This window comes from Paenibacillus nasutitermitis, from assembly GCF_014641075.1.
Lineage (GTDB): Bacteria > Bacillota > Bacilli > Paenibacillales > Paenibacillaceae > Paenibacillus_Z > Paenibacillus_Z nasutitermitis.
Genome location: NZ_BMHP01000001.1, coordinates 739,230 through 753,155, shown reverse-complemented (window position 1 = coordinate 753,155; position 13,926 = coordinate 739,230). Strand labels below are relative to the sequence as shown.

Annotated in this window: 8 protein-coding genes; 5 read left to right on the top strand and 3 right to left on the bottom strand. The window is 50.4% G+C overall.

Translation table 11 applies throughout. The annotated features are described in order from the left end of the window. Nucleotides 1-116: 116 nt before the first annotated feature. From IEY46_RS03070 to IEY46_RS03050, 5 genes are all read left to right on the top strand, one after another. Entirely contained in the window at nucleotides 117-890 is a 774-nt protein-coding gene (locus tag IEY46_RS03070; protein WP_188989015.1) for an AraC family transcriptional regulator, read from the top strand. 229 nt (nucleotides 891-1,119) lie between these two features. Continuing rightward, a complete protein-coding gene (locus IEY46_RS03065) occupies nucleotides 1,120-1,392 on the top strand; it encodes a helix-turn-helix domain-containing protein (protein WP_188989013.1) in 273 nt (90 codons plus the stop codon). A gap of 303 nt (nucleotides 1,393-1,695) precedes the next feature. Next, nucleotides 1,696-2,433 (top strand): hypothetical protein, encoded by a 738-nt coding sequence (locus tag IEY46_RS03060; RefSeq protein WP_188989011.1) that lies wholly within the window; start codon nucleotides 1,696-1,698, stop codon nucleotides 2,431-2,433. Between the two features lie 12 nt (nucleotides 2,434-2,445). Then, on the top strand, nucleotides 2,446-4,131 hold the full coding sequence (locus IEY46_RS03055) for a vWA domain-containing protein (RefSeq protein ID WP_188989009.1): 1,686 nt from the start codon (nucleotides 2,446-2,448) through the stop codon (nucleotides 4,129-4,131). A 22-nt stretch (nucleotides 4,132-4,153) separates the two neighbouring features. Further along, complete coding sequence (locus IEY46_RS03050; protein ID WP_188989007.1) at nucleotides 4,154-5,293, top strand: toxic anion resistance protein; 1,140 nt, start codon at nucleotides 4,154-4,156, stop codon at nucleotides 5,291-5,293. Between the two features lie 156 nt (nucleotides 5,294-5,449). On the opposite strand, the gene IEY46_RS03045 is transcribed toward IEY46_RS03050, so the two are convergent. From IEY46_RS03045 to IEY46_RS03035, 3 genes are read right to left on the bottom strand one after another with little or no spacing between them, the layout of a single operon-like run. Beyond that, nucleotides 5,450-6,859, bottom strand: a complete 1,410-nt coding sequence (locus IEY46_RS03045) for a carbohydrate-binding protein (RefSeq protein WP_188989005.1) — start codon at nucleotides 6,857-6,859, stop codon at nucleotides 5,450-5,452. A gap of 21 nt (nucleotides 6,860-6,880) precedes the next feature. Further along, nucleotides 6,881-10,927, bottom strand: coding sequence for a LamG-like jellyroll fold domain-containing protein (locus IEY46_RS03040; protein ID WP_188989003.1), 4,047 nt, complete (start codon nucleotides 10,925-10,927; stop codon nucleotides 6,881-6,883). Between the two features lie 54 nt (nucleotides 10,928-10,981). Then, nucleotides 10,982-13,861, bottom strand: a complete 2,880-nt coding sequence (locus IEY46_RS03035; RefSeq protein ID WP_188989001.1) for an alpha-L-fucosidase — start codon at nucleotides 13,859-13,861, stop codon at nucleotides 10,982-10,984. Nucleotides 13,862-13,926 lie beyond the last annotated feature (65 nt).

Sequence of the window (13,926 nt, the reverse complement as noted above, 5' to 3'; positions counted from 1 at the left end):
TTTGCCCACCCGTTCCTATAAGATAACACTTGTTCAAATTCTTTTCTATCACGATTCGGCCGGATTATTGTGCAGGTCGGCTATATTGCTCAGAGACTGAGAAGGAGGTTCAAGCGATGTTGACGAAGCTTGATTTTTTTCAATCCTTGACCCGGGAGAAAGGGTTTCATGTCGGATTTCATCAACATGCCTGTTACGAGCTCGTATACTATTTGAATGGCGGCGGCCAGACCTGTTTTGAAGGGCAAAATTTCCGGTTCGGCCCGAACATGTTCTCGGTGATCGAATCGTTGGTTTCTCATGACGAATGGCATGACACAGCCTCCGATGTGATCTTTATCGGTTTTCAAATTCCTTCTCATCTCTATCTGCCAAGCGGATTCTTTCAGGAAGAAAGCGTTGGCGCTGGCTATCCGGTAAGATCGCTGATGCTGAGAATGAAAGAAGAGTTTGTTCACAAAAAACCGCTTTATGAAGAGAAGCTTGATCTTCTGACCGGTGAGCTTATCATTGAATTATGCCGCATCGAATCTTATGTACAAACTGCCCCCTCCCGGAATGACAAGCTTCATTATGTACGGAATTATATGAATGAGCATTTCCAGCAAAAGCTTGAGCAATCGGAGCTTGCCCAACTGGCCGGCTACAGCTATGACCGTTTCCGTCATTTGTTCAAGGAAATAAACGGCTGCTCGCCCCAGAGATATATTTTAAACAAACGGCTGGAGCATGCCCGTTTCCTGCTGAGACAGAGCGGGCGCTCAATCTCGGATATTGCGCTGGACTCCGGTTTTTCAACCGATGCCCAGTTCTGCCAGCTGTTCAGAAGGGAGCATGGTCAATCCCCGGGGAAATACAGGATATCCGCCCAATCGCTCCTTCCCCGCTGACTGGCCTTTGCTTCCAGTCATCCTCCCTCCTCGTTGGGAAACGATTTGTAAACGGATTGCGGTGTATTCATATTGAATGAACAATTTTGTTGTCTGCTTGAAGCACGACACTTTCTCTGCCTGTAAGAAACACCTGAATTAATCAGAGTTGGAATTATTTAATCATTCTATAGACATGGTAAGCGTTATCGCTTATATTTGGAATATTCATAGGGTGAAGGTGAAGAAGATGGATGTACAGGAAAAATTTATTCTAAAAGAAAGCACCCCTAAGAAATCAAATCCTCTGGAGCACATCATGGATGTTGAAGAAGCCTCCCTCCTTTGGGGGCTAAAACCTTCCTATATCAAAGATTTATGCAGACTTCGGCTCGAGAAGGAACATAAAGCAGTTAAAAAGGGAAAAACCTGGATACTCGACCGGAACCAGCCTAATCCCGGCAAACCGGAGCATCCGAAAAACTGGAGGGCCCGAAAAGACAAAAATCAATCAATTGACTAACAAATAGGCTGTTGGAGCCTATTAACGGCCCTTACGGTCCGTTTCATGACTCTTTCGATTTTGGCAAGCACCCATTTTGGTTTAGAGCCTCTTTTTTATGGAAATAGGACGAATCAGGACAATCATTCGAAGAGTACATTAATGTACTTAAGAATAAATTTTTTTCCAAGAAAAATGTACATAAAAACATTTCCTGCGCACGGAATGAGACATAACTGCCGGTCTGAACCGGTCGGCAAATGAACAAAATCTCCAGCAGGACATCGGAATCTTTCCAACATGGAGGTAAAGGGGGCACAGGTTTTGGCAGGTTCAAAATATATAAAACTGCTGGGTCTTATTTTTGGCTTGGCTGTGCTGGATATTCTCGTGCTCTCGCCCGGATTTATAGGGGTCACGATAGGCGAAAGCGCCCTCTCCACGGCAACCGGCATCACCTTGCTGTTTGTCAGCGCTCTAGTGCTGTCTTACGGGAGCTATACGTTATTGTTTAAGTCGCCGGCAGTCCTTCCGATCAAACAAATCAACACGCATGAGGACTATGTCGAAGCCTTGAACCGATACAGGCATGTAAAAGTGCTGGAAGATGATATTCTGTTGGCCCTTGAACAAATGGACCGGATCCGAAAAAAGAAGACCACCATGTTCAACGTCTTCAACCAGCGGTTTGATCCAACGGAGCTCAGCTACAAGAAGTTCGCTTCCGTTACGCTGGAGGTAGAGAAGTTATTTTATCTGAATGTCCGAAGTATTTTGAACCGGCTTAATGTCTTTGACGAATCGGAATATGCTAGGATTACCGGCAAGAAAGCGGCATCGTTCTCCCGTGAACTTCTGCAGGAGAAAACCAACGTATACAACGAATATCTGTCATTCGTAAAAAGCTCAATCGGTACCAATGAAGAAATTTTGCTGAAGCTGGATAAGCTGCTGCTGGAAATCTCCCGCCTGGACAGTTTTGAACCGGGAGATATTGAAAGCATGCCTTGCATGCAGGAAATAGATACCTTAATCAAGCAGACCAAATTATATAAACAGTGAGAGGTGCAAAGCATGACAACCAAAAGTAAATTTTTCCTGTTAACCGGAATTGTAGTGTTTGTATTTGCCCTGGTGTATATAGGCGTAAATGTGACCACGAATCTGGGGAAAACAAAACCACAGGTGACCGCGGCTGAAGCGGGCAAACGGCTGAACAAGCTTTATAACAACATATCCGTTTCCACTCAACCCCCTTTAAAAGGCCAGATCGATCTGAACCCTGCCGATGTTGCGGAAGCGCTGCCGGAAATCACGAAATTCCCGATCTCCGTAGACAGTACGACAGATCATTTCGTGGAAATATTCTCCTCCACCGAAAAGTCCGGTACAGGTGTTGACGGTTGGCTGAACGGAGTCGCGAAGGATTTCAACAAGGCGAATATTCAGGTAGACGGTAAACCTGCTTCTGTCAAGATTCGCAATATCGCCTCCGGTACCGCCGCCGATTATATCAAATCCGGCAAATATGTACCGGACGCCTTCACCCCATCGAATGAGTTATGGGGAGAAATGGTCAAAGCGAGCGGCGTCAAAACAGAACTGGTATCCAAACGGCTTGTCGGGAATGTCCCCGGTATAGTCATAGCCAAAGCGAAGTATGACAGTTTAGTAGCCAAGTATGGATCTATTACTGTCAAAACAGTCACCGAAGCGATCTCAAACAACGAATTATCCATGGGATATACGGATCCCTTCGCAAGCTCCACCGGCTTGAACTTTCTTATCACAGCCCTTCATACTTTTGATAACACTAATCTTCTGGGTGAGAAAGCCGTCCAGGGATTTGAGAATTTTCAGGCGAATGTGCCTTTTATCGCATCGACGACCATTCAAATGCGTGATGCCGCCAAGTCAGGCTCCCTGGACGCATTTGTTTTGGAATATCAAACTTTTGTCAATGCGGCTGACTTGAAAGGCGCATATGTGTTTACACCTTTCGGCGCAAGACATGACAGTCCTTTGTATGCTTTAGGCAGCCTGCCACAAGCGAAGCTGGATATTATTAAGAAATTCGCCGAATTTGTCGCGCAGGATAAGTACCAGCAATCTGCCAAAGACAATGGTTTCAATGATCTTGAAGATTACAAGCCGGAGCTCGGCGCAATTGACGGCAGCCTCCTGTCCCCGGCGCAGAAGCTGTGGAAAGAGAAGAAGAACGGCAATAAACCGATCACTGCGGTATTTGTAACCGACGTGTCCGGCAGCATGAACGGAGAACCGTTGAACCGTTTGAAGGAGTCTTTGATCAAGGGACAGAAATATTTGGGCAAGGATAACAGCATCGGTCTTGTCTCGTATTCCAGCACGGTCACGATCAACCTTCCGATCGCCAAATATGACACCAACCAGCAATCCATGTTAGTTGGCGCGGTAAACAGCTTGTCGGCCAGCGGCGGCACCGCTACTTTTGACGCTATTGTCGTAGCATTGAAACTGCTCCAGGATCAGATAGCTGTTGACCCCAACACGAAGCCCTTGATCTTCGTCCTCAGTGACGGCGAGACGAATGATGGGAATTCTCTGAAAGACATCCGTTCTCTGATCGAAGCGTATAAGATTCCGATCTATACAATTGGCTACAATGCTGATATCAAGGCACTTCAAAGCATTTCCAGCATCAATGAGGCGGCCAGTATCAACGCGGATACCGATGACGTTGTCTACAAGATCGGAAACCTGTTTAACGTCCAAATGTAAAGCAACCATAAGGGGGATGACCATGTCATTTACAATGGAAGTGGCAAGTCCGGAAGAGATTCAGGCTGCGATTGAACAAGAGGTTAAGCCGGTTCCCGAGGAAGTTGCGAAGCTCAAGGAGGTAGCCGATTCCAATGTGGCCACGATTATGGCGCTGGATATGGATTCGCTTGAGAAACGCAAAGAAATTCTGCAATCCATCGATACCTTTGGACTCCAGACGATGAAGATGTCCTCGGATAAAAATACGCTGCTTCAAGTATCGGTAGGTAATCTTTCGAAAACGGGAGATGAAGGCGGTCAAGTTGCCAAGGGCTTGACTGAGCTTCAAATTCAGCTGCGGGATTTGGATCCAAGCGCAATAGACTTTGCCAAGACAGGTTTTCTCGGCAAGCTGTTCAACCCGCTGCGCGCTTATTTCCTCAAATATCAAAAAGCCGATGGCGTGATTGCGGATATCGTGGTTTCCCTCGATAAAGGGAAATCGACCCTTAAGAACGACAACACTACACTGGAGATCGAGCAGCAGGCACTACGGGATTTGACCAAAAGGCTGCAAAAGGAAATTCAGCTTGGCGTATTGATGGATGAAAATGTCGAATCGCAAATCGAAGGGGCAAAGCAGCGAAATGAAGACCCTGACAAAATCCGTTTCATCACCGAAGAAGTGCTGTTTCCGCTGCGTCAGCGAGTAATGGATCTGCAGCAGATGCTGGTGGTCAACCAACAGGGAATTATGGCTATCGAAGTGGTCATCCGCAATAACAAAGAGTTGATTCGCGGGGTAGACCGGGCGAAGAATGTGACCATTTCGGCCTTGAAAATTTCCGTAACCGTCGCAAGCGCCCTCTATAATCAAAAGATTGTCTTGAAAAAAATCGAGCTGTTGAACCAGACGACAAACAATCTGATCGCAAACACATCAAAAATGCTGAAGAACCAAGGGGCCGAGATTCAAAAGCAGTCGCTTGAAACCAGCATCTCGGCAGACACATTGAAACAAGCTTTCACGGATGTGCTGTCGGCCTTGGATTCAATCAGCACCTATAAGCAGGAAGCCCTGCCTAAAATGCGCGACACCATCAATCAGTTCCGGGAATTGGCCGATACTGGAGAGAAGCAGATTCAGCGTCTGGAAAAGGGTCATAAGCTGGGCTTGTAAAAGAGATAGATGACCGCCTGATATAATCGGATGGGAACAGCAAGTGGTTGAGCAGGAATAATACCCTGTTCAACCACTTTTTCTTTCCTCTCCCGAGCCCGGATTGCATAGAAAGACCGTCTCCCAAATGGGGAGACGGCCCCGATTGATAGGCTTCTATTGTTTGAACTGGAACCAGTTCAAATTCAGTCCTGCCGTAAATACAAGATAGACATTGTGAATGCCGGTAACGCTTGCGATCGTCGTTTGTTGAGTCGTGTAGGTCTGATAGGAGCCCGTATTGACTCCATATACCGTCCCTGCCAATGTTCCTGTCGGACTGTCGAGCCTGATCTCAATCCTGCCTACCGTGTTGTCGCTGGCGATTCTGGCATCAAATTTCGTTGCGCCATTGCCAAAGTTATAATGATTATAAACCACGTAATCGCCGGTACCGATAAATCCCAGATTCGGGCTGCCTTCGCTGCTCCACTCCGCCTGGACAGAACCGGACTTCGAATTAAAGTCCTCTGCCTCCGTCTTGCCGTAGGCATTCACTAAAGCCGGCAATCCGGCAGCTTTCATTCCGTTGTACATAACTGTCGCAATCGTAGTTGAACCCGCTTCGTTGGGATGGATATTATCCGGAAAATTATGCGCCATATTCTTGGTTGCTGTATTGACATCCAGAATCGTACTGCCTGTATTGTTAGCTGCTTGAATCTGGAGCGGCACCACCTCGCTGGATACGACATTTCCCGGCCAATAATCCTCCGGAGACAGCGCAACGTAAACAGTCGGCGAGGAAGAAAGATTCTTGTAATGGTTAATCATGTCCGTGTAATCGCCCAGGAACTCATTCTTGTACTGCCAGTTCTGTGCCGCGGAGTCATTGGTGCCCAGCATAATAATCACGATATCCGGCAGCCAATTGCCGCTGTCAATGAAAGGATACGTATCCCAGTAGGGATGGTCGCCGTTCTTCAGCATTGTCGTGCCCCCAACGCCATAGGCGCGCACCTCATAGGCGGATCCCAGCAAGCTTCCCAACTGGGCGGGATAACTCCCCGTTGTAATGCTATCCCCGACAGCGGCTACCTTGATAACAGGCGCGGTATCCGATGTTACCCGCAAAGCATCAAGCAGCATATACGTCCCGTCCTTCTTCACCCCTTTTATGGTGTGGGTACCTGAGGTCAATCCCGATATGCTGTAAACACTTACTTGGACCTGCCTCGCGAGGGAATAGCAATCGACGGTTTGCTTAAAAACACCATCGATATAAATATCCACCTGACCCTGATCGCTGAATTTTTCCGTGATGTATTCAATTCCCGTTCCGGTAAAGGTGTACTGGAAATAAGCGCCGTCAAGCGTTGCATAGTGAACATCATCCTGATAGTCGCCAAGCCCCCTGCCAGGGCTGGCCGGATTCATATTCTGATAGACAATTGCCGGATTAGAATTATTGATCATTGTTGTTGCAGCCGCTGCCTGTTTCGGGCTGACGAGACCGCTTGCGGCGACGACCAGGAGCGCTATAACCATCAACATGATTCTACGCTGCAAAACGTGTGGATTCCTCATTATTGGGTTCCTCCTTCTTCTTTATCCATTTTCAGGATTTTGAATTTTCTCATGATCTTCCAAAGCAGCAGGAGATTCCTGCTCCAGCTGTTCATCCTCTTCTTGAAGAGGATCGCTTCCATCGGTCTTCGGCGATTGGTCAGGTATAGCCGAAAGCTGGGCAAGCTGCCGGATCCTCTCTTCAGAGAGCGCCTCCGGGAGCAGCCGAAGCTCGTCGATTGCGCCGTGGAATCCTTCGGACGGCCCCCCGGAAGGTCCGTTCTGTGCACCGATCCGGAACGGATTGGGATTGACGGTCTGATCCAGCAAAACCGGAACCGACTTGGTGAGCACATTCACACCGTTGATGTACAATTTGAATTCGGTTCCCTGCCGGGTGACGGCCACATGCGTCCATTCATTAAGTGCAATGGAATGATCATCCGTATTAAACGGCCACATGCCATGTCCGCTGCCCTCCGCATCGCTGGCCAGGAAATACATTCGGCCTTCGCTGATCCACCAGTTGAACATATTGGCCTGGCTTCCCGTCACCCCCTGACCCAAAATAGTATGATTATACGAATCGCTAAACGGGTTGATCCAGGCCATGAAGGTGAAATCTCCTTTGGCGATCGGATTGATCTTGATGGAATTGCCATAGAAGAACAGCGCTTTGCCGAATTTGCCATCCACCCAGACAGGTTCTCCTTCGATGGCATAGATTGAACCGGTAACACTTTCGGTTACCTGGTTTCCCTGCCCCTCGTCGAAAGCATAATACTGGTCGTAATCAGCCACGACGGTGCTGACAGTCGCTTCTATTCCCCCGTAAGCCGCCGTTATAGTAACAGGACCTTTCTTGCCGGTGAATGAAACGGTCCCATTCTGAACAACGGCCACCTCAGGATCGCTTGATGTCCACTGCGCATGCGTAACGATTCCAGTAGCCCCATCCGAGTACATCCCCGTTAAACTCAGGGATACCGGCGACGCGCTGTAGGCCAGCGTCTCGTTGATCTTAAGGGCGGACAACGTTCGCTGAACCGGACCCGTCAGCCGGATGGGGACAAATAGGCCCGAATCCTTGCTGCCCCCAATGCCTCCGCCCCATTCGATCCATCCCTTTCGTCCAGCGCCGTCATTGTCATTGACAAGAAATGAAAAACTGAACGGCCCTTCACCCGGACGTATGGGTGCAAGCTCAGACCACGGTACGGCAAGCTCGTAGTCAGTTTCGCGGCGCTGCTCATTCCGCTCAACCGCCAGCTGGCCGCTTGTGATAGCGCCAGGCTCGCCTTCCAGGGCAGACCAGCGGTACAGCTGCGGTCCGGCTGAAGTCAGCGCCATGCCGTATTCATACATGCCTGCATGTTCGCCTGGCATTCCAGGAGATGCACCGAACTGAATTACGTCGCCCAACCAAATCTGTCCGCCCGTTTCCGATTGCGAGAACAGATTATCGCGGATGCGTGCCGATAGATATAGATGATCGTCATCCCAGGTTAGCCACACGCTGCCGCTCAAATCCTCCGCGCCGCCATATCCGCTCATTTGGACGACTCCCCGCGCAGGCAGCTCGATTGCAGGAACTGCTGACAGATCATCCAGCTTGCCGTCAACCGAAATTGTTTTTTTGGTCATGGAAGCCGAGGTTATCGTTTCTCCGCTATACGGCCAAGTGAGCCCATCGGAAGTCCGCAGCGTCATGGAAACCGCGTTCCTTGTCCCTTCCAGCATGCCGGCCAATGAAATCTCCGCCGTATGACCGGCTCCTGCCGCAATCGTGTCCGTAAGCATCAATATTCCCGACTGGCTGCCGATACTCCAGCTGATATCCTTCAGCTTCCGGGCCCGGTTGGACACATTGACTGTATGGATCCGCAATACCTCGCTGCCATCCTCCTTCAGAACATGCGCAACTTCCATGGTCAGAGGATCACTGATCGTAACACCGGCAGTCAGTCGCCCTACCGGTTTACCTCCGATGAATAACTGGCCTGTGACGGTTTGGACCTCCGCTTCGGAGGATCCGGGTATAACAAGTTTAATTTCCGCCAGCTTCCCGGCCGCCGCTTCGACTTTAAAGACCCGGATGCCAATGATGAACTGCCCGCTGACAACTGCCTTTGATACCCTGTTGTCCACCAGCAGCTTCAGGCTGATGTCGTCACCCCGGTATGCGGGTTCAGCAACAAGCGAATATTTGCTGCCTCCCTTCATGCTGCTGATAGATCCGACCACCTTGATCGGTGGATCGGAAACGGTCAGATAGACCTGTTTATCTTTATCAGGATAATAGGTTTTTGTACCGTTTGCATCGGCCACAATCAGAGCCTGAGTCGCTTTCACCGTTAACAGCTGTGGTTCCGCGGACCCGATATAACGCTCCTGATGTCCGTCTTTCAGATAAAGATAGCTCTTGATGCCGCTGCCCACCGGCTCTTCCTGCACGCCGCTGCCGTTATAGGCTCCGCGGTTAGGCCGCGCAGATTCAGATACGGCGTTGCCCCAATAATCCTTGCCGCCGTTGCCGGCAATAATAGCCCCGCTGCCGATAGCCGGAGATCCTGCCGCCAGCCGGTATCCGTCTACTGTTGTCCTTCCGGTGCTTCCAAGGCCGTAATCGTACAACAGCGGATCCGCCGTGAGGCGGTTACCATCTGTCGGTCCGGCGCTCCCGGAACCGGCGCCAATCAGAAGCGGATCGGAAGTCAGCTTATTGGGATCCTCCGGCTCACTCGGATCATGATTGCCGTAGAACGTATTCGAATCGTAGGTACATGTCAAATTGCCACAGGTATAGGACATTCCTGTTCCCTGATTATAGATAATATTATTTCGGATGCTCATGCTCCCCGTAGGCAGATTGTTGTAATCCGGCGTGTCGGAAAACTTCACTTTCATGCCCGGGGAAGTATAGAAGGTGTTATTGTATATTTGATAATTATCCATCCGCCCCGCATAGGAAATCAGGGCATGCCGGTCATTCTGGCTGATGTTGTAACGGACAATGCCTTTCTGGTCATATCCCTCCCCTTGACCCCGCTGGCCGATAAGCAGCATAAAGCCGCCCTCATTATCATGGCTGTAGTTGTACTGCATGACACAGTTATTGCACAGTTCATCCAGGTCAAAGCCCATCCCGTCCAAAGTGGTATGGGTCAGATAAGCCTCGTTGTACTGAAACAAGGCATTATCCGTATTGATTGCCCAGATTCCTGCGTGATAGCCTTCGGAATTGTAATAGCTGTGAGCCGCCACATTGTATTCGATAAGAGGGGACTCGCTTTCACATACGATAATGGCGTCTCCCCCTGTCCGGTTCAGGCTGTTGCCCCGAATGACCACATTCGTGAAGCCAAGCCACGGTCCGGTTCCATCTGTCCGTGTCTGCCGGTTTCTCCAGTCGCTGCGGATATAGATGCCTGTACTGTCGATATCCGTGAATGTATTGTCCTGAATAAGCAGATCATCGAACTTGGTCGGTACGGCACTGCCAGTTACGCGCGCGATAATGCCGCCGGATTCCAGATCGCCTATTCCGGTTTTTCCGTTCACATCGCGGATCGTCAGATTCTTCAAATAAATATGGCTGGCGATGCCAATATCCTGCGCTTCAATCCATACGGCGCGTCTGGTCTGACGATCCGCTCCTTTATTGGTCAATTCCAGATTGCTGATTTCCCAGTACTGCTGATTGAACAGCCGCAGCGTCTCCGCCGACAGACCAGCTCCGTGAATGACCGGTTTGCTGCCTGAGCCATACCGGTCAATGACAATTGGATGCCCGTCTGATCCGGAGCCTTTGGGCCACAGCTGACCCTTCCACGAAGAACCTGCCTTGAACAGAATCCGGTCGCCCGGCTGATAGGTGACAGCATTAACCTTGTTCAGAGTTTTCCATGCTTTATTTGGACTGGTTCCCGCGTTGCTGTCGCTGCCTCCTGAGGAGTCCATGTAATACGTTGTGCCGCTTCGTGATGCGGTCTGTTCGGCGTTGTCGGCTGCTTCCGTAGAGACAGGTCCTGTAATGAAGCAGGCCATGACAATTGAAATGATAAGGACGAATGAAACCGGTCTCTTCATCTAACTCTTCCACCTCCAGTGGCATGATCGTTACGGTAGGCCTGAATCACACTGCTATTGGCTTAAATTGTAGATCTGCTGCTCCGTTAACGTCTGCGGATAAAGGCGCAGCTCGTCAATGATCCCTTCAAATACTTCCGCACTTCCTGATCCGGCATTCTGTCCCCCGATGCGCAGAGGGCGGGAATTGTTTACCTGCGGGATATCGGCCGTCGATGTCCTGCTTGCGGCGAGCGTTCCATTGATAAACATTTTAAATTGACTTCCTGATTTGGATACCGCTACATGTGTCCACTGATTCAGCGGGATGGAAGCAGCTGGCGTAACAAACGGCCACAGCCCGTATCCGTTGCCTGCGGAGTCACTCATCAGAAAATACATTTGACCATTCTGAATCCACCAGTTCATCATGTTCACCGAGCTTCCAAATTCACCTTGCCCCAGGATCATACGATTCGTATTATAAGAGGTCGGCTTAATCCAGGCCGCGAAAGTAAAGTTCTGCTTGACGATGGAATCCGCTACAACAGAGGTATCCGTCCCATTGAATTGCAGCGCGCTTCCTGATTTGCCTGTGACCCAAACCGGCGTACCCGTAATAGCTTTGGACTGGGCACTCACTGATTCCGTTGTGGTTGAGCCCGTTGCTTCATTAAATGCATAGACCTGCTCCGCATTTGAATCCTGTTGCTGACCGGCTCCGCCGATATGGTAAACGCCGGCAAAATTCAGCAGCGGCGGCGCTTGCGAGCTTGTCACCGCTATCCGGATCTTGGAGGCCGTCGCTACCGGGAAGGTCAAAATCCGTTTGTACCCGATTGTCGTGCCGGAAGCTGCCGTCTGCCAGGAGCTGCCGTTCCATAGCTGCACATTAAAACCGGATATCCGCTGGCCCAATGGAATATATTCCTGCAAGGTCACCGCATTAAAGGTCTTCGTTGTTCCAAAATCAATATCCACGTAAGCGCTCGTGACGCCGTCATTCGTTGTCCAATAAGAATCATAATTGTTATCGGTCAAATTCGCCGCCGCATATGCGGCTGCATTTCCCCTGACATTGCTGGCAGACGCCGGTGCCCCCTGCGCCAGATTCACACCATATGCAGCGTTGATCCAGCTGCGAAGCTCTGTCAATCTCGCAATATCCCCATCAGGCAGCAGGCCTCTGCGGTCCGGCGAAACATTAAGCAGGAGGTTGGCTCCCCGCCCGACGGATTTCTGGTAAATATCGGTCAGCGTTGCCAGGCTCTTCAGGTGGGTATCCTCCCACTCATGATAGAACCAGCCCGGCCGCAGCGACACATCTGCTTCTCCCGACTGCCAGACCGTGCCATTGGGGAAACCTTCGCCATACTGGTTTGGCGCCCAATAAGGATTGCCGGTCTGTTGGGGAACGACCTTGGCCCAGTTCGTTTCACTTGCAATACCGTCCTCGTTCCCGATATAACGCGCATCGCCGGGGGCACCCCAGATGACAATATTGGGCTGCAGCTGGCGGATAACAGAATACCAGCGCTCCGTATCGTAATCCTGCGGTGTATTTTCCCCCTTCGCGCCATCGAACCAGATTTCGCTGATCTCGCCGTAATTGCTCATCAGCTCCGTCAGTTGATTGACGAAGAAGTCATTGTATGCCTGACCTGATCCGTAGGTTGGTTCATGCATATCCCAAGGAGACACATAGATCCCGAACTTCATGCCGAATTCGCTGCAGGCATCGGCCACTTCCCGGACCACGTCCCCTTGCCCGTTCTTCCAGCTGCTGCTCGCCACGTCATGGGTCGTGTATGCGCTTGGCCACAGGGCAAATCCGTCATGATGCTTGGCTGTCAGGATCAGCAGCTTGAAGCCCGCGTTCTTGAGATTGCTTACCCACTGCCTCGCATCGAAGGCAGTAGGGTTGAATGTGTTCGGGCTTTCCGTTCCCGTTCCCCACTCCCGGTTGGTAAATGTATTCATGCCGAAATGGGCAAAAGCAATGGTCTCCATTTTCTGGTACGCAACCTGTTGGCTGCTCGGCAGCGGGAGATGCGGCACCGGCGGCGCCACGGCCGGGGGTGTATAAGAAACCGAGTTCCCATATACCTCAAACTCCTTGACCGCATAGCCGTTCGCATTCCCCCGCTTTGTGCCATACATTCTTACATAACGTCCTTGTACCCCGGTAAAAGTAGTGTCCAGCACACTGCCATTTCCCGTTGTAGTACTGTATACATCTGTCCAGTTGATGAGATTTTGGGATACCTGTATCCGGAAGGCTTTGCCGTACCCGGTGGAGTCCCATGTCAATTTAACGCGGTTCACCTGATATGGCTGGCCGAGATCGGCAATCAGCCACTGCGGATCGGAATAATCGCTTTCCCAGAGGGTTGATGCAGATTGGTCGAACGCGTTGCCCCCGGCATTGCCGCTGCGGACCGACGAAACAATCGCCTGCTTCTGATACGCAAGATTTGATCCGGAATCATATGTCACGCGCAAGGCATCAAGCAGCATATACGTGCCGTTCTTTTTCACACCTTTGATTGTATGGGTTCCCTGCGCCAGACCCGCGATGCTGTATACGGAAACTTGAACCTGTCTGCTCCCGGAGAAGCAATTCACCGTCTGTTTGAAAACCCCATCAATATAAATATCCACCTCTCCCTGATCGCTGTATTTCTCTGTTATATACTCCACCCCGGTGCCGCTGAATGTATACTCGAAATAAGCCCCATTGGCGGTCGCGTAATGCACATCGTCTTCATAATCCCCTAGTCCCCTTCCAGCGCTTGCAGGGTCCATGCTGCTGTAAGAAATGGACGGATTTGAATCATTCACCATAAGGACCGCCGCTTCCGCAGCTTTCGGCTGGAACAGGATTGTACCCGCCATTAGCAGAAATGCCAGTGACCCGACTGTCAACCGGCTTGTAAGCCTTTCATATAACCGCATTGCACACCTCCTTAAATTCGGCTGCCTCGCCTTGAATCAGGCAGGCAGCCGTCATTATTCAACTA